Consider the following 16170-nt stretch of genomic DNA (forward strand, 5'->3'; position numbering starts at 1 on the left):
GTGAGATTTAGAACCTGTTTCAATCACATTGAAGCACACTGTGACGCATACGACACTCTCAGACGAGAACTTGTTCTAGTTTTGTTCCCGACCCGGTATCTTGACCTGCGACCTTCCCTCACAGATTCATTCGCGTTCGTCGCCGTGCAGCGTCGACGCATGGCGTCGAACACCCGTCGAGTGGGCCGCCCTGCCCGCATCATCCACCCCAGCGTAGACGCAAACATAGAACGTGTTCTAGCGTGATCACAGCGGCCTCGACGGACCGTCGGGCCTCATCCGTGGACATCCGGGTTCACCGGTACGAACGAAGGAGTGGCGATGGGCGTTCCCGTCATCGTAGAAGCGGCGCGCACGCCGATCGGCAAGCGCAACGGTTGGCTCTCGGGCCTGCACGCCGAGGAGTTGCTCGGCATCACCCAACGCGGCCTCCTCGAGAAAGCGGGCCTCGACCCCGCCCTCGTCGAGCAGGCGATCGGCGGCTGCGTGACCCAGGCAGGCGCCCAGGCCGGCAACATCACGCGCAAGGCCTGGCTGTCCGCGGGTCTGCCGGAGGCGACCGGAGCCACCACCATCGACGCGCAGTGCGGTTCGGCGCAGCAGGCCAACCATCTGATCGCCGGGCTCATCGCCTCCGACGCGATCGACATCGGCGTCGCCTGCGGAGTGGAGACGATGTCGGTCGTTCCGCTCGGCGCGAACGTCGGCACCAATGCCGGTCCGTATCACGCGGATTCGTGGGACGTCGACATGCCGAACCAGTTCGAGGCCGCCGAACGGATCGCCAAACGCCGCGGTATCACGCGCGCCGACGTCGACGCGCTCGGCGAGCGCAGTCAACGCAACGCCCGTAAGGCATGGGACGAGGGTCGATTCGACCGCGAGGTCCTGAGCCTCAAGGCGCCCGAGCGCACCAAAGAAGGCGAACTGACCGGGAACATCCTCGACGTCAGCCGTGACCAGGGTCTGCGCGACACCACGCTCGAATCCCTGTCCGCGCTCAAACCCGTTCTCGAGGGCGGTATCCACACCGCTGGAACGTCGTCACAGATCTCCGACGGCGCGGCCGCCGTGCTCATCATGGACGAGTCCCGGGCACGCGAGCTGGGCCTGACACCGCGCGCACGCATCAAGGCGCAGGCGCTCGTCGGCGCGGAGCCGTCCTTCCACCTCGACGGTCCGGTCCAGGCGACCGAGCGCGTCCTGGCCAAGTCGGGAATGTCGTTGTCCGACATCGACATCGTCGAGATCAACGAGGCGTTCGCGTCCGTGGTACTCAGCTGGGCCCAGGTCCACGGCGCCGACCTGGACAAGGTCAACGTGAACGGCGGTGCCATCGCCCTGGGACACCCCGTGGGCAGCACCGGCTCTCGCCTGATCACCACCGCGCTGCACGAACTGGAGCGTCGGGACGGTCAGACCGCGCTGGTCACGATGTGCGCCGGCGGCGCCATGGCCACCGGCACCATCATCGAGCGCATCTGATGCCCGCACTCGACCCGAACAACAAGCCCGCGCAACTGGATTCGCCGATCGTCAGCAAGATCATCAAACTGGGGTCGAAGGCGAACACCGCGCTGTACAAGGCCACCGGTGGTCGCGTCGGGGGCACTTGGCGGGTCGGCGCGGGTCTACGCAAGCCCGCGCCGGTGTGCTTGCTGACCACCATCGGCCGCAAGTCGGGACAGCCGCGCACCGCGCCGCTGATCTACCTGCGGCGCGGGGACTCCTTCGTCGTGGTCGCCTCCCAGGGCGGCTCGGCGAAGAACCCCGCCTGGTACCTCAATCTCCGGGACAACCCGCAGGTCACCATCCAGATCGGCAAGGAGAAGCACGACCTCGTGGCGCGCACCGCCACCGATGCCGAGCGTGCCGAGCTCTGGCCTGATCTCGTCGACACCTACGCGGACTACGACACCTACGCCGCCTGGACGGAACGAACGATCCCGGTGGTCATCTGCGAGCCGGCCCGGTAGCGCCGATCGCGTTGCCGCGGTGCCGTTTCCGTCCCGCTTATCGGATCTGATCAGCGGGACGTAAACGGGCTCGCGGGAGTGCCGACCGGCCGGCCGGCTAGACCACCCAGTCGTGCGGAGTCCCGGCCGGTCCAGTTGGCCAGTCGCTCAGTGGGTCCGGCGCCGGGGCGGGGTTCGACGACGACGCCGAACGGCACGTTCGGGTCGGTGCGGATCTCGGCCGGGATGAACTGCTGCGCGACCGCGAGCGTCGCCTCGGCCGTCTCGGGATCGGCCTCCGCGGGTTGGCCCGTCGCGACGGCGAGGTCCCAGCCGTGCACGAGGGTCTCGCTGACATAGCCCCAAAGCGCGCCTGCGCCGGGTACCTCACCCCACGGCACCTGGACCATGCGGGTCAGCGACGCATCATCGGCCCATCCCTCCAGGGCGGCCTCGACCAGCGCAGAGTAGGTGGCAGCGTCGTGCTCCTCGGCGATCGTCCGCATCGTTCGGACGTCGAGTCCGTCGGCGAGGGCCCGGGCACGCTCGGCGGTCGCCACGACGTGCGCCGAGAGTGTCCGGACGTCGAAGTCCTCGCAGGGAGTGGGCGCTTCCAGTTGATCGTCGGTGATCCCGGTCAGCAGTGCCGTCATCCAAGCAGTTGCCACTCGGAATGCGGGACGGGGGTCGGCGGGTGCGGCCGGGGCGGGCACGGCCTCTGGTGTGGTTGCGGTCATGATGACGTCCTCTCCTTGTCGTTGGTCGGTCTGCCACCAGTGAATCCGCAATACACGACATCTCCTGTCATGTATTCGGGAGAGAATCGCATTCGTGCGCGCCGAACGTCTCATCGCCCTGCTGATGGTGCTGAAGAGGCACGAGCGGGTGACCGCCGCCGAGTTGGCCGCCGAGCTCGGGGTCTCCGAACGAACCGTGCTCCGCGACATCGACGCGCTGTCGCTGTCCGGCGTGCCGGTCTACGCCGAGCGCGGCCGGCACGGCGGCTTCGCGTTGTTACCGGGGTATCGCACCGATCTCACCGGACTGACCGTCGACGAGGCCACGTCGTTGCTCGCCGGTACCGGACGGGTCGACTCCCCCGCGTTCACCAGCGCCATGCGCAAGGTGACCGCCGCCCTGCCCGAGGCGCACCGGAGTCATGCCGTGCGCGCCGCGCAGCGGATCCTGGTCCGTCCGGAGGGTTTCGTCAGAACCCCGGAGATCCTCGACGGCCTCCAGGCCGTACAACTCGCCGTGTTCGAGGGCCGACGGATCCGTGTGAGCTACCGGAGCCGGGGTGCGCCCACCCCGCGCGAGCACGTCCTCGACCCGATCGGACTCATCGTGGCGGGCGAGACCTGGTACCTCGTCGCCACCTCACCGCGCAGCACGTCGCACGACGGCGCCGGCTCGGCGGAACGCATGTACCGCGTCTCCCGGATGAGCGACGTGGACGTCCTCGACGAACCCGCGCGCCGGTCCGATGACGTCGACCTCGGCGAGATCTGGGAGCGGCATCGTGACGCGTTCCGACGCTCCTTCGAACCCGTCGACGTGGTGATCGACTGCTCGGCCGACGATGCCGAGCAGATCGAGTCAATCGCCGCCGCAACATATCTCGACCGCTCACCAGAAGGACGATGTCGGCTCGGACTCCGGTTCGCCGACCGTCGCCACGCCACGCGCGCGTTGTGGGCGTCGATGTTCGACCACGACTTCGTGGTCTGCGAGCCGGAATGGCTCCGAACCACGCTCACGGCCCGCGCCCGCGTTGTCGGCGGCGACTGAGGCGAGCACATCGGGCCGCCTGCACCGAACGAATGAATCCTCTGGCGAGGCCCCCCTGCCTGTGGTCTGATTCTCGAATGTTCGGGGTTCTCACTCCATGTCGGCACGCACTCGACGACGACCTGATGGACCAGTGGCGCTCCCACCTGTGCGGGGTCTGTCTGTCGCTGCGCGACAACCACGGCCAGTCGAGCAGGTTGACGGTCAACACCGATGCGGTGATGGTGTCGATCCTCACCGCAGCCCAGTCGACGTCGGAGTGCGCCTCCACCGAGGCCGGTCGGTGTCCCCTACGCGGAATGCGCACGGCGACAGTCGTGTCCGCCGACGAACCGGGTGTCCGCCTCGCCGCGACCGCCTCCCTCACCCTCGCCGCCGCGAAGGCGGCCGACGTCGGCAACGAGCAGCGACACGCGCTGGCGCCCCGTCGGCCGGTACGCGCGAAGCTCGCCGACTATGCCGGGAGCCACCTGCGCCGGAATGCCGCGGCCGACACCGAGGTCGCCCGACGTCTCGATGTCGACGGGATGATGACGACGCTCTCTCGTCAAGCCGAGATCGAGTCGACGAGCGTCGTCCTCGACGACCTCACCCGGGCGTCGGCAGTGGCTGCGGCACAGGTCTTCTCCGCGTCGGCGATACTCGCCGACGCACCCCGCAACGAGGCAGCGCTCTCCGACATCGGTGCCGATTTCGGCCGGATAGCGCACCTCTTGGACGCGGTCGACGACTATGACTCCGACGCCGAGCAGGGACGGTACAACCCACTCCGGTCCACCGGAACGTCGCCGGAGACCGCGCTCGAGCAGTGCCGGCGACTCGCCTCCGCGATCCGGACCCGCTACGCCGACCTCGAACTCGTCGACGACCGACTCCTACGAGTGGTGTTGCTCGACGGACTGCGCCACGCGATCCACAAGCGCATGCACCCGCACGCGGAGGCCCCTTCGGTGGTCGCCGACTCGCGCACCCAGTGGCCGCCGCACCGGCCGTTCGGCTATCCGACCGAGTGGCCGTACCCGCCACCCTTCAAACCGAATCGATCGTTCCACGAACGGATTCTGCCGTTCATCGGCGTCTCGTGCTTCGGCAAGGCCTGCTGCGTCGACCACTGGAATCACTTCACCGACAAGTACAAGGACGCGGTCTGCGACGACTGCGACTGCTGCGATTGTTGCGACTGCTGCGACCTGTGACCCGCCCGGGCGGGTCAATTGAGGAGCGAGCAATGCGCTCCCCCTGTGCTCCCTGAGCTGAGGTGCGGGCGAAGCGCCAACGCTCCTCGCACCTCAGGGGGCAATGGTTATGTCGTTCTTTCGGATCAGGGAGCAGAGGGGATCTAGCCGACCCCGCGGTCGGAGTCGGCCAGTACTGGGACCGCAGCGCCTTCTTGTCCGGCTTGCCGAGCGCGGTCAGTGGCAGGGCATCGGCGAAGATCACCCGCTTGGGTGACTGCACCGCACCCTTGCGGTCTTTCACGGACTGCTGGATCTCGGCGGTGATCCGGTCCTTCGCCGCGTCGTCGGCGTCGGCATCGTTGCGCAGCACCACGATCGCGGTGACCGCCTCGCCCCACTTGTCGTCCGGGACACCGATCACGCCGACCTGACCCACTGCCGGGTGTTCGGCGACGACGTCCTCGACCTCGCGCGGGAACACATTGAAGCCACCGGTGACGATCATGTCCTTGGTGCGGTCGACGATGAACCAGAATCCGTCCTCGTCCTCGCGGGCCACGTCGCCGGTGCGCAGCCAGCCGTCGCGGAAGGTGTCCGCGGTCTGTTCGGGGAGGCCCAGGTACCCGCCGGCGAGAAGTGGTCCCGCGACGCAGATCTCGCCGGGTTCGCCCTGCGGGACGGGCTTGTCGTCGGGCCCGAGCAGGGCGGTACGCAGGAAGGCCGACGGCCGTCCGCAGCTGCTCAGCCGACGCTGGTCCTCACCGGGACCCGGATGGTCACCCTTCGCCAGGTAACTGATGACCATCGGCGCCTCGGACTGGCCGTAGTACTGCGCGAAGATCGGCCCGAAGCGCTCGATCGCCTCGGCGAGCCGGACCGGATTGATCGGCGACGCACCGTAGTACACAGTCTCCAGCGAGGACAGGTCGCGCGTCTTCGAGTCCGGGTGGTCCATCAGTGCGTACAGCATCGACGGCACCAGCATCGTCGCGGTGATCTTCTGCTCCTCGATCGTGCGCAGCACCTCGGCCGGGTCGAACTTGGACAGCACCACCATCGATCCGCCCTTCATGAGGGTCGGGACGAAGAAAGCGGCACCCGCGTGCGAGAGGGGCGTGCAGAGCAGGAACCGCGGGTGTTCGGGCCATTCCCATTCCGCGAGCTGGATCTGCGTCATCGTCGACATCGCGCGGGCTGTCCCGATGACGCCCTTCGGCTTGCCGGTGGTGCCGCCGGTGTAGGTGATGGAGACGACGTGGTCGGGTGAGAGATGCGCGGCGACAAGGGGCTTCGGCTCGAAGCCGTCGGCTTCGGCGATCACGTCCCGCGCGTGGGCGGCGAGTTGCTCCGGCACCGGCCCGAGGGTCAGCACCTGCTTGAGACCGGGAACCCGTTCGAGCAGTGCCGCGGCCCGCTCGACGAACATGGGCACCGGGTCGATGATGAGAGTCGACACGCCGGCGTCCGAGAGCACGTACGCGTGGTCGTCGAGTGAGCCCAGGGGATGCAGAGCGGTGCGGCGCCATCCCTGCGTCTGGCCGGCGCCGATCACGAACAGCACCTCGGGCCGATTCAGCGCAAGTAGGCCGACCGCGGTTCCCGTACCAGCACCCAACCCCTCGAACGCCTGGATGTAGCGGCTGATCGACGCCGCCATCTCACCGCCGGTCATCTCGGTGTCGCCGAGAGACAGCACGGTGCGGTCGGCGTGCCGCCGCAGCGCCGCGACCATCAGGTCGCCCATGTGCGTGCCCCCGCGCAGGTGATCGAAGTCGGCCGGTGCTGTCGTCGTACCCTCGTTCGTCATGACCACCAGACTAGGACGTGTTACAGCTCTAGGGAAGAATCTCCACCAAAACAGGCAGACCCAACGGTAGAACTTGTTCTAGATTCGCATTTCCGAGACGTCGTCCGACCCCCTGCGCACGCGCCGGATGTCCCCCACATGGGAACCACCGGTGACCTAGGATCGAGTCATGACTGATCTCGACCTCGCCACCACCCGGCGTGACATCGCCGACGCCCTGCTGACCGCCCTCGAGCGCCGCCACGAGGTCCTCGATGCCATCGTCGACGCCGAGAATCACGACGAGGCCGTCACCGCGATCGTCGACCTGCTCGGCAAATCCAAGCTCGGCGCCGAGGCCATCCTCGACATGAAGCTCGACCAGCTCACCAAGGACGACCGCCGCAAGAACCAGGCCGAACTCGACGACCTCAACAGCGCCCTCACCTTCACGCTCGCCGAACGTCCGGCCAGCAGTGGGGACACCCTTGATCTCCGTCCGTTCGACCCGTCCGCCGACGCCGAACTGTTCTCGGCGCGCACCAACGAGATCGGCACCGCCGGCGACGGTTCGGGCGCTCCCGCCGGCGATGTCGCGGCCGAGATCGATGCCGCCACCGCCCGGGTCGACGCCGAGGAAGCCGTCTGGCTGGTCGCCGTCGAAGGCGAGTCGAAGGTCGGCTTCGTGTTCGGCGAACTGAAGGACGGCGAGATCGACCTGCGCATCTGGATCCACCCGCAGTTCCGCAAGTCGGGGTACGGCACCGCAGCGCTACGCAAGTCCCGTTCGGAGATGGCGGCGTACTTCCCCGGCGTGCCGATGGTCGTCCGCGCGCCCAGCGCCTGACGGTCCACCTACAGTCGACGAACCCACCAGCCGTTCGGGGTGGTGGGTTCGTCTGTTGGTGGCGTGCCGGACGGTCAGGTCCGTTGGGGCCGCGGGAGGCCGAAGTGGGCGACGATCGCGCGGATCCGGTTGTCCTCGTCGACCACGAAGGTCTCGGACACGGTGGCACCCAGCCGAAGGGTCTTGGGTCGGACGTGGACGATGTAGCGCGTGGTGACGCTGTGCCCGTCCACCGTGGCGGTGAAGTCCGAGATCCGGTGGATGAGGCGGAATTGCGGGCCACGCGCGAGGCTGCGGGCGATGTGGTCGCCGTCGCGCCCGGTCCGCACACCGAACTCCACGCGGGTGCAGTCCGGGTGCAGGACGACCGACGACGGATCGTGACTCACCAAGGCGTCCACATAAGCGCGCGCCGCGGCGATCCGCTCGGCCGAGGGATCTCGGGGCGAGGTCATCGCGCGCCGTACACGGGCATCGGCACCGGCGCCTTGGCCAGGATCTCCTCGATCACCGGGCCGAGCTCGCCGGCCTCCCACCGAGAGCCCTTGTCCCGCTCGATGCTTCGCTGCCATCCATCGGTGATCGAGATCTTGCCGCCCTCGACTTCGAACACCCGGCCGGTCACCGAGCCCGCCGCGGGCGAACCCAGCCAGACCACGAGGGGCGAGACGTTCGCCGGATCCATCGTGTCGAAGGAACCGTCGGCGGGCGCCGCCATCTGAGCGGCCATCGCCTCACCGGCACCCATGGTCATCTGGGTACGGGCGGCCGGAGCGATCGCGTTCACGGTCACACCATACGACCCCAGTTCCGCGGCCGCCTGGATCGTCAGAGCCGCGATGCCGGCCTTCGCCGCGACGTAGTTGCCCTGCCCCACCGAACCGTACAGTCCCGCACCGGAACTCGTGTTGATGATGCGCGCCTGCGGAACGTCGCCGGCCTTCGCCTGGGCACGCCAGTGCGCGGCTGCGTGCCGCAGACCGACGAAGTGCCCTTTGAGATGTACGCGGACGACCGCATCCCACTCGTCCTCCGACAGCGAGACCAGCATACGGTCGCGCACGAAACCCGCGTTGTTGACCAGTACGTCGAGGCGTCCGAACGCGGAGAGTGCGGTCTCGACCATGGCCGCACCCGAATCCCAGTCCGCGACGTCGCCCACCGACGCGACTGCCTGCCCGCCGGCGGCGACGATTTCGTCGACGACCTCACTCGCGGGGTCCTCGGCGTAGTCGTTGACGACGACCTTCGCGCCGTCGGCGGCGAACGCGAGGGCGTGGGCGCGTCCGATGCCCTGGCCGGCACCGGTCACGATGACGACACGACCCTCATTCAACTTGCTGATCACTGATGTTCTTCCTTTCCGAAGTGTCTGCGGCCCCGAACCGCACACCGGGTCTCAGACTGCGTTACCGGCCGTGGCGGCGTCGAGGAATGCCGGCTTCTCGCCACCGCCGTGGACGGTCAGCGTCGACCCGGTGATGTAGCCGGCAAGCGGTGACAAGAGAAAGGCGACCGCGTTGCCGACATCGGCGGGCGTGGCCATCCGCCCCATCGGGATGGTCTCGCCGACGGCTGCCACACCGGCGTCGTCGCCGTAGTGCAGGTGGGACTGCTCGGTGACGACCGGGCCGGCCACGACCGAGTTCACCCGAACCCGCGGCGCCCACTCGACGGCGAGCGAGCTCATCAGGTTGTCGAGTCCGGCCTTCGCCGCACCGTAGGCCGAGGTGCCGGGTGACGGCCGGTGGCCGCTCACGCTCGAGATGTTCACGATGGCACCGCCATCGGGCTGCGTCTGCATCACCGCGTTGGCCGCGCGGGCCACGGCCAGCGGGGCCAGCAGATTGAGGTCGACGATCTTGCTCGCGAACCGGACCGACGCGTCGGCGGCCAACGCGAACGGGGAGCCGCCGGCATTGTTCACGACACCGTCGATGCGTCCGGCCCGCCCGATGATGTCGTCCATCATCGCCACGACCGCATCCGCGTCGCGGACATCGCAGGACACGAAGTCGAGATCGCGGAGGTCGTCGGCGAGATTGTCGGCGTTGCGACCACAGATCACCGGACGGGCGCCGAGCGAACCCAGGACCCGGGTGATCCCGGCACCCACCCCGCGCGCCCCGCCCGTGACCAGGATGACCTTCCCGACCAGGCCCAGCTCGACCTGTGACTGCGTCTGCATGGGTGCTACCCTACCAAACAACCAAGCACTTGCTTGGTGCGCTTCCGCAGTCCCCTCGGACTGTCCGGACCGCCCCATGAGAGGAGCCCGCGTGCCGATCACCACGACACGTTCCGATACCGGGATCGTGACCGTCACCGTCGACTATCCGCCGGTCAACGCGCTGCCATCGGCCGCATGGTTCGAACTCGGCGACGCCATCACCGCCGCCGGCCAGGACCCCTCCACCCACGTGGTGGTGCTCCGTGCAGAGGGTCGGGGCTTCAACGCGGGCGTCGACATCAAGGAGATGCAGGCGACCGACGGCTTCGACGCCCTGATCGGCGCCAACCGCGGATGCGCTGCCGCATTCAGTGCCGTCTACGACTGCGCCGTCCCCGTCGTCGTCGCCGTCAACGGGTTCTGCGTGGGCGGCGGCATCGGCCTCGTCGGCAATGCCGACGTCATCGTGGCCTCCGACGACGCCGTCTTCGGACTACCCGAGGTCGACCGCGGAGCACTCGGCGCCGCAACCCATCTCGCGCGTCTCGTGCCACAGCACATGATGCGCACCCTCTACTTCACCGCCAAGAACGTCACCGCCCAGCAACTCGAGCACTTCGGTTCGGTCTACCGGGTCGTGCCCCGCGAGGACCTGCTCGACGCGGCACTCGAGGTCGCAGAGGCCATCGCCGCCAAAGACACTCGCGTGATCCGCGCGGCGAAGGAGGCGATCAACAACATCGACCCCGTCGACGTCAAGGCGAGTTACCGCCTCGAGCAGGGGTACACCTTCGAGTTGAACCTGGCCGGCGTCGCCGATGAGCACCGCGACGCGTTCGTGTCGACCGGCAAGCCACTTGCCGCGAATTCCGCCTCGGATGGAGGACGTGCCTGACATGCCCACCGACAAGACAAGCACTTTCGACGACGTCATCGCCGAGCTGCGCGACGGCATGACCATCGGCATCGGCGGATGGGGTTCGCGCCGCAAGCCGATGGCGCTGGTCCGTGCGCTCGCCCGCTCCGACGTCAAGGACCTCACCGTGGTGACCTACGGTGGCCCCGACCTCGGATTGCTCTGCGCGGCAGGGAAGGTGCGCCGCGCGTACTACGGCTTCGTCTCCCTCGACTCGGCTCCGTTCTACGATCCGTGGTTCGCCAAGGCGCGCACCAACGGCGAGATCGAGGTACGCGAGATGGACGAGGGCATGGTGAAATGCGGCCTCGAAGCGGCCGCCGCACGCGTGCCGTTCCTGCCCATTCGTGCCGGCCTCGGCTCGGACGTCCTCAACTTCTGGGAGGGTGAGCTGAAGACCGTCACCTCGCCCTATCCCGACGCCGACGGTCGGACGCAGACGCTGGTGGCCATGCCGGCACTGAAGCTCGACGCCACCTTCGTACACCTGGATCTGGCCGATGCCCACGGCAATGCCGCCTACACCGGGGTCGACCCGTACTTCGACGACCTCTACTGCGCGGCCGCGGAACGACGTTATCTCGAGGCCGATCAGATCGTCTCCACCGAGGTGCTCGTCAAAACCGTTCCGCACCAGCGCCTTCTGCTCAACCGCATGGCCGTGGACCGGGTCGTCCACGCGCCCAACGGTGCGCACTTCACGTTCGCCGGTGACTACGGGCGCGACGAGAAGTTCCAGCAGTTCTATGTGGCGTCGGCGAAGGAGCCCGAGACCTGGGACGCGTTCTCGCGCCGATTCCTCCAGGTCGACGAACAGACCTACCAGCGAGAAGTGACCGCCTGGCAGGACGAGCAGAAGGAGACCGGACAGTGAGCACCGCCGAAACCGCGACCACGCCCGGTGAATCGTCCGGTACGGATGAACCCACCCGCGCCGAGTACTGCGTGATCTCCTGCGCCGACATCTTCGCCGGCGCGCGAGATCATGGCCTCGCCGATGGCGCCCACTCCCCTGCTCGGCGCCCGGCTCGCGCGTCTCACCACCGAACCCGACCTGCTGATCACCGACGGCGAGGCGCTGATCCTCGCCGACACCCCGCCGATCGGGAAGACCGGGCCGATCGAGGGGTGGATGCCGTTCCGCAAGGTGTTCGACGTCGTGGCATCGGGTCGGCGCCATGTTGTCATGGGCGCCAACCAGATCGACCGGCACGGCAACCAGAACCTGTCGGCGTTCGGTCCGTTGCAGCACCCCACTCGCCAGATGTTCGGTGTGCGTGGCGCGCCCGGCAACACCATCAACCACCCCACCAGCTACTGGGTGGCCCGCCACACCGCGCGCGTCTTCGGCGAGTCCGTCGACATCGTGTCGGGCGTCGGTTTCGACAAGGTCGATCCGGAGAACCCGGCCTTCGACGACCTGAACATCCATCGCGTGGTCACCAACCTCGGCGTCTTCGACTTCGGCGGACCAGGCCACACCATGCGGGCCCTGTCCCTGCATCCCGGGGTCGGCGCCGACGAGGTCGCCGAGAACACCGGCTTCGAGGTCGAAGGCCTTGCCGACGCACCCGAAACGCGCCGGCCGACAGTAGAGGAACTCGGTCTGATCCGGGACGTCCTCGACCCGAAGGGCGTTCGCAACAAGGAAGTCCGATGAGCAGTCCCACCAGCGCACAACCGAGCCCCGCGCGCGCCGCCGGACTGTCGACGTCGTTCACCGAGCTCGTCGGCATCGAGTACCCGATCGTCCAGACCGGTATGGGATGGGTGTCCGGACCGTCGCTGACCTCGGCCACCTCGAACGCCGGCGGGCTGGGCATCCTGGCATCGGCCACGATGACGTTCGCGGAACTCGAGGCGGCCATCACCAAGACGAAATCGTTGACGGACAGGCCATTCGGTGTGAACATGCGCGCCGACGCGACCGATGCCCCCGAACGCATCGACCTGTTGATCCGAGAGGGCGTCAAGGTCGCCTCCTTCGCGCTGGCCCCGAAACCCGAACTGATCGCGAAGCTCAAGGACAACGGCATCGTCGTGATCCCGTCGATCGGTGCGGCCAAACATGCCGTCAAGGTCGCCTCGTGGGGTGCCGACGCGGTGATCGTCCAGGGCGGCGAGGGCGGTGGTCACACCGGACCTGTCGCCACCACCCTGCTGCTGCCGTCGGTGCTGGATGCGCTGTCCGCCAAGGGTATCGACATGCCGGTGGTCGCCGCGGGCGGGTTCTTCGACGGCCGTGGGCTCGCCGCCGCACTCGCCTACGGGGCGCAGGGCGTGGCCATGGGCACCCGGTTCCTGCTGACGTCGGACAGTGCCGTGCCCGACTCCGTGAAGCAGGAGTACCTCGCCCGCGGTCTCGGCGACACGGTTGTCTCGGTCAAGGTCGACGGCATGCCGCACCGCGTGTTGCGTACCCCGCTGGTGGAGGCGCTCGAGAGCGGGAGCCGGCCCGGGCCCTCGTCGCCGCGGCCCGCAATGCCAACGAGTTCAAGCAGATGACCGGCATGCGCTGGACGACGATGCTCAAAGACGGGCGCACGATGAAGAAGTCGGGCGAACGCACGTGGCAGCAGGTCATCATGGCGGGCAACACCCCCATGCTGCTCAAGGCCGGCCTCGTCGAAGGTGACACCCGCGCCGGCGTGCTCGCCTCCGGCCAGGTCGTCGGCATGATCGACGATCTACCCAGCTGTGACGAGTTGATCCAGTCGATCATGACGCAGGCACACGAACGGCTGAAGGCGCTCGGGTCGTTGGGCTAGGGGCGCCCCGGAGCGTGCGGAGGGCTGTCACCCCCGCCCCCTGAGGAGGCCCGGAGCTTGCGGAGGGCCGTCACCCCCTGCCCCCTGAGGAGGCCCGGAGCTTGCGGAGGGCCGTCACGAAGGGTCCTCGCACCTCAGGCAGCGCAGGGCGGCCCGTCACCCTCCGCTCCCTGAGGAGGCCCGGAGCTTGCGGAGGGCCGTCACCCCCCCTGAGGAGGCCCGGAGCTTGCGGAGGGCCGTCACGAAGGGTCCGGTACCTTCGGACCGTGACGACCCCGGAAGTCCTGCGCCTGAATTCGGTCGACTTCATGCGGCAGTCCCGCGCGATCCTCGCCGACATCGACCTCACCATCCGCGCCGGCGAGCGGTGGGCGCTCATCGGCCCGAACGGCGCCGGCAAGTCGACGATCCTGAGCCTGTGCGGCGCGGAACAGCATCCGACGCGCGGGACCGTCCATGTCCTCGGACACCAACTGGGGCGCGTCGAGACCCGGAAGCTGCGCGAGTCCATCGGCCACGTCAATCCGCGGCATCCGCTGCGGTCGCCGCTGTCGATCCGCGAGGTCGTGCTGACCGGTGCGACCGGCACGACCGAGCTGATGGACCACCGGGAACCCGCACCGGGGACACTGGCCCGCGCCGACGAACTGATCGAGATGCTCGGCTTGAGCGCGCTCGCGTCGGCGCCGTGGACGAACCTGTCGCAGGGCGAACGCGGCCGGACCCTGATCGCCCGCGCGTTGCTGTCCGATCCTCGACTCCTGCTGCTCGACGAACCGTCGACCGGCCTCGATGTGGCTGCCCGCGAGCGTCTTCTGAAGACCGTCGACCGGCTGCACCGGAAACATCCCGATCTCGCGACGGTGCTCGTCACCCATCACCTCGAGGAACTTCCCGAGACGACCACGCATGCCGTGCTGGTGACCGGCGGCCGAATCCTCGCCGCGGGGCCGGTTCACGACATTCTCACCACAGCCCTGGTGACCGAGTGCTTCGACTACCCGATCGAGATCGCCCACCAGGAAGGGCGGTGGTCGGCGCGGGGCGTCGCGACCACTGCTCCCTGAACTCGAGCACCGCGAGTACGGGCCCGCCAATCCCCGAGCAGTTGGCAGAGCGGACACGCTCCTCAGGTCCCCGGTGCGAAGGCCGCCGGCAACGAGATGGCCCTGCAGATTTCGTGCGCTCCGAGGTCGGTGGCGAACCCGGGCCCTCTGCTCGGCTAGCCACCGTGTGACTGGTGGGGTTTCTGTTCACCACGGTTCACTGCGGTTCACCGCTGATGCGTATGTGGCATCGGTTGTCGCGCAGTACAAATCGACGATCTTCGGGCTGTGGAGAAATCTCGTCGTCGAACCTTTTGGCGAGTACCTTGGAGTCATGACCTCGATCACCCAACTCCGCGACACCCTCATCGGTCTGCAACCCCCGCCCGACGACCGGAGTGGTCGCGCGGCGGTCGAGCGACTCAACGAACTACGCGTGCTACGCAACGTCCTCGATCACCAGATCGCCGTCCACATCGCCCTGTTGGAGGATTCGGGAGCACCGGCGCGAGCAGGGTCGACGACCCGATCCTGGCTGATCGAGATGGGCATGCCCCCGACGGCCGCGCACCGCGGTGCACGGATCGCCGCCGGACTGGGATCGTTGCCGAAAGTCGCCGACTGCGCCGCCGACGGGTATCTCGCGGCCGAGTGTGTCGATGCCGTGGTCCGCGGTATCGCTTTCATCGACAAACAGGCAGCGCCGCGCTGACCGACGATGACCGGTCGGAGTTCGAGAGCGAACTACTGGCGCAAGCGTTCTCCGGGGCCACCCCCGCCGAGATCGGCATTCACGCCAGGAGTATCGCCGTTCGGGTCGCCGACACGAATCCGAACGCGGTGACGCCGGCCGATGATGCGTCGTTGAACACGGTGCACGCGCGGTTGACCGACGAGGGCCGGGTCGCGATCACCGGCGATGTGACGGCGGTGATCGGCGAGAAGTTCCTGGCGATGATCGACGAACGCTCCTGTCCGCGTCCCGAACCCGACGGGGCCGAGGACCGCCGTGATGTCGGGCAGCGTCGTGCGGACGGTCTGGAACTCCTACTAGACCAGGCCGCGGTTGGTGCGACGATGACCACCGCAGGTGCACCCCGCACCCAGGTACTGGTGATTATCCCCGCTGATGGTGTGGGCCCGGCGCTTCTGCCGTGGGTGGGCGCAGTCACGGCATCGACAGCACGTAGGTTGTCGTGTGACGGCGGGGTCGCCGATATCGTCCTCGACGACGAGGGGGTGCCGCTCCGGATGGGGACGACGAAGCGGTTGTTTCCGCATCACCTGCGGCAAGCGATCGTCGTGCGGGATGTGTGTTGCGTGAAATGCGGTGCACCAGCGGCGCATACGCAGGTGCATCATCTGGTGCCATGGGCTGACGGCGGACCGACTGATCTGGACAACGGATGTCTACTGTGTCAGCGCTGTCACACCCAGGTGCATCATCATGGGTGGGAGGTGGTGATGGGCCCTGATCGTCATCCGTGGTTGATCCCACCGGCCGATATCGACCCGCGGCGTCTACCTCGGCCAGCTTACAACCGGCGCACCATGCGACTCGACGACGCACTCGTCTAACCGCACCCCGCCCCCACCAGACCCTCCGGCGTCGACACCGACCGACGCCACACGACCTTTGACAACTCCACAGTGTTCAACAAGCCCGGGCCGCCGGGATCTGGTAGCGAAAATCTCTTGCGCGTTGCGCAATTTCGC

The 16170-nt window shown here is 67.8% G+C and carries 13 protein-coding genes and 3 pseudogenes; 11 read left to right on the forward strand and 5 right to left on the reverse strand.

The window, feature by feature from the left end:
- The first annotated feature begins 321 nt into the window (after positions 1–321).
- Positions 322–1485, forward strand: coding sequence for a steroid 3-ketoacyl-CoA thiolase (locus QAD21_RS19365; RefSeq protein WP_068970424.1), 1164 nt, complete (start codon positions 322–324; stop codon positions 1483–1485).
- Positions 1485–1976, forward strand: coding sequence for a nitroreductase family deazaflavin-dependent oxidoreductase (locus QAD21_RS19370; RefSeq protein ID WP_058253570.1), 492 nt, complete (start codon positions 1485–1487; stop codon positions 1974–1976). The genes QAD21_RS19365 and QAD21_RS19370 overlap by 1 nt, the downstream gene beginning before the upstream one ends.
- Positions 1977–2026: 50 nt before the next feature.
- Here the strand turns inward: QAD21_RS19370 and QAD21_RS19375 are convergent, their stop codons facing one another.
- Entirely contained in the window at positions 2027–2692 is a 666-nt protein-coding gene (locus QAD21_RS19375) for a TIGR03086 family metal-binding protein (protein ID WP_280360084.1), read from the reverse strand.
- Positions 2693–2786: 94 nt separating this feature from the next.
- On the opposite strand from QAD21_RS19375, the gene QAD21_RS19380 reads away from it, so the two are divergent.
- Together QAD21_RS19380 and QAD21_RS19385 are read left to right on the forward strand one after the other, a co-directional pair.
- Positions 2787–3743, forward strand: a complete 957-nt coding sequence (locus tag QAD21_RS19380; RefSeq protein ID WP_065629764.1) for a YafY family protein — start codon at positions 2787–2789, stop codon at positions 3741–3743.
- A 77-nt stretch (positions 3744–3820) separates the two neighbouring features.
- Entirely contained in the window at positions 3821–4939 is a 1119-nt protein-coding gene (locus tag QAD21_RS19385) for a DUF5685 family protein (protein ID WP_137810454.1), read from the forward strand.
- On the opposite strand, the gene fadD8 is transcribed toward QAD21_RS19385, so the two are convergent.
- Entirely contained in the window at positions 4866–6728 is a 1863-nt protein-coding gene (gene fadD8 / locus QAD21_RS19390; RefSeq protein WP_280360085.1) for a fatty-acid--CoA ligase FadD8, read from the reverse strand. The two genes, QAD21_RS19385 and fadD8, sit on opposite strands and share 74 nt — an antisense overlap.
- Before the next feature lie 169 nt (positions 6729–6897).
- Here fadD8 and QAD21_RS19395 point away from each other — a divergent pair, with 169 nt between their 5' ends.
- Positions 6898–7554, forward strand: coding sequence for a GNAT family N-acetyltransferase (locus tag QAD21_RS19395; RefSeq protein WP_058253927.1), 657 nt, complete (start codon positions 6898–6900; stop codon positions 7552–7554).
- A 74-nt stretch (positions 7555–7628) separates the two neighbouring features.
- On the opposite strand, the gene QAD21_RS19400 is transcribed toward QAD21_RS19395, so the two are convergent.
- Genes QAD21_RS19400 through QAD21_RS19410 form a run of 3 tightly spaced genes read right to left on the reverse strand, consistent with a single transcriptional unit; the run spans position 7629 to position 9742 of the window.
- Positions 7629–8009 (reverse strand): hypothetical protein, encoded by a 381-nt coding sequence (locus tag QAD21_RS19400; RefSeq protein WP_065629768.1) that lies wholly within the window; start codon positions 8007–8009, stop codon positions 7629–7631.
- On the reverse strand, positions 8006–8902 hold the full coding sequence (locus QAD21_RS19405) for an SDR family oxidoreductase (protein ID WP_280360086.1): 897 nt from the start codon (positions 8900–8902) through the stop codon (positions 8006–8008). The genes QAD21_RS19400 and QAD21_RS19405 overlap by 4 nt, the downstream gene beginning before the upstream one ends.
- A 51-nt stretch (positions 8903–8953) precedes the next feature.
- Complete coding sequence (locus QAD21_RS19410) at positions 8954–9742, reverse strand: SDR family oxidoreductase (RefSeq protein ID WP_280360087.1); 789 nt, start codon at positions 9740–9742, stop codon at positions 8954–8956.
- Between the two features lie 91 nt (positions 9743–9833).
- Here QAD21_RS19410 and echA20 point away from each other — a divergent pair, with 91 nt between their 5' ends.
- The 6 genes and pseudogenes from echA20 to QAD21_RS19440 all read left to right on the forward strand — a co-directional run bounded on the left by echA20 (position 9834) and on the right by QAD21_RS19440 (position 16032).
- Positions 9834–10619: a (7aS)-7a-methyl-1,5-dioxo-2,3,5,6,7,7a-hexahydro-1H-indene-carboxyl-CoA hydrolase gene (echA20, locus tag QAD21_RS19415; RefSeq protein WP_065629770.1), complete on the forward strand. Its 786-nt coding sequence runs from the start codon at positions 9834–9836 to the stop codon at positions 10617–10619.
- Between the two features lies 1 nt (position 10620).
- Positions 10621–11514 (forward strand): CoA-transferase, encoded by an 894-nt coding sequence (locus QAD21_RS19420; RefSeq protein WP_280360088.1) that lies wholly within the window; start codon positions 10621–10623, stop codon positions 11512–11514.
- A pseudogene (locus QAD21_RS19425) lies at positions 11511–12300 on the forward strand (CoA-transferase). Before QAD21_RS19420 ends, QAD21_RS19425 begins: the two are co-directional and overlap by 4 nt.
- Positions 12297–13408 (forward strand): annotated as a pseudogene (locus tag QAD21_RS19430) (nitronate monooxygenase). Before QAD21_RS19425 ends, QAD21_RS19430 begins: the two co-directional pseudogenes overlap by 4 nt.
- A 266-nt stretch (positions 13409–13674) precedes the next feature.
- On the forward strand, positions 13675–14475 hold the full coding sequence (locus tag QAD21_RS19435; RefSeq protein WP_280360089.1) for an ATP-binding cassette domain-containing protein: 801 nt from the start codon (positions 13675–13677) through the stop codon (positions 14473–14475).
- Positions 14476–14788: 313 nt separating this feature from the next.
- Positions 14789–16032 (forward strand): annotated as a pseudogene (locus tag QAD21_RS19440) (DUF222 domain-containing protein).
- Positions 16033–16170: the final 138 nt, after the last annotated feature.

The organism is Gordonia sp. SMJS1 (assembly GCF_029866425.1).
GTDB classification, from domain to species: Bacteria; Actinomycetota; Actinomycetes; order Mycobacteriales; family Mycobacteriaceae; genus Gordonia; species Gordonia hongkongensis.

Coding starts and splice junctions, on each gene's coding strand:
- QAD21_RS19365 (WP_068970424.1), top strand. CDS start 322: ATGGGCGTTCCCGTCATCGTAGAAGCGGCGCGCACGCCGATCGGCAAG.
- QAD21_RS19370 (WP_058253570.1), top strand. CDS start 1,485: ATGCCCGCACTCGACCCGAACAACAAGCCCGCGCAACTGGATTCGCCG.
- QAD21_RS19375 (WP_280360084.1), bottom strand. CDS start 2,692: ATGACCGCAACCACACCAGAGGCCGTGCCCGCCCCGGCCGCACCCGCC.
- QAD21_RS19385 (WP_137810454.1), top strand. CDS start 3,821: ATGTTCGGGGTTCTCACTCCATGTCGGCACGCACTCGACGACGACCTG.
- fadD8 (WP_280360085.1), bottom strand. CDS start 6,728: ATGACGAACGAGGGTACGACGACAGCACCGGCCGACTTCGATCACCTG.
- QAD21_RS19395 (WP_058253927.1), top strand. CDS start 6,898: ATGACTGATCTCGACCTCGCCACCACCCGGCGTGACATCGCCGACGCC.
- QAD21_RS19400 (WP_065629768.1), bottom strand. CDS start 8,009: ATGACCTCGCCCCGAGATCCCTCGGCCGAGCGGATCGCCGCGGCGCGC.
- QAD21_RS19410 (WP_280360087.1), bottom strand. CDS start 9,742: ATGCAGACGCAGTCACAGGTCGAGCTGGGCCTGGTCGGGAAGGTCATC.
- QAD21_RS19420 (WP_280360088.1), top strand. CDS start 10,621: ATGCCCACCGACAAGACAAGCACTTTCGACGACGTCATCGCCGAGCTG.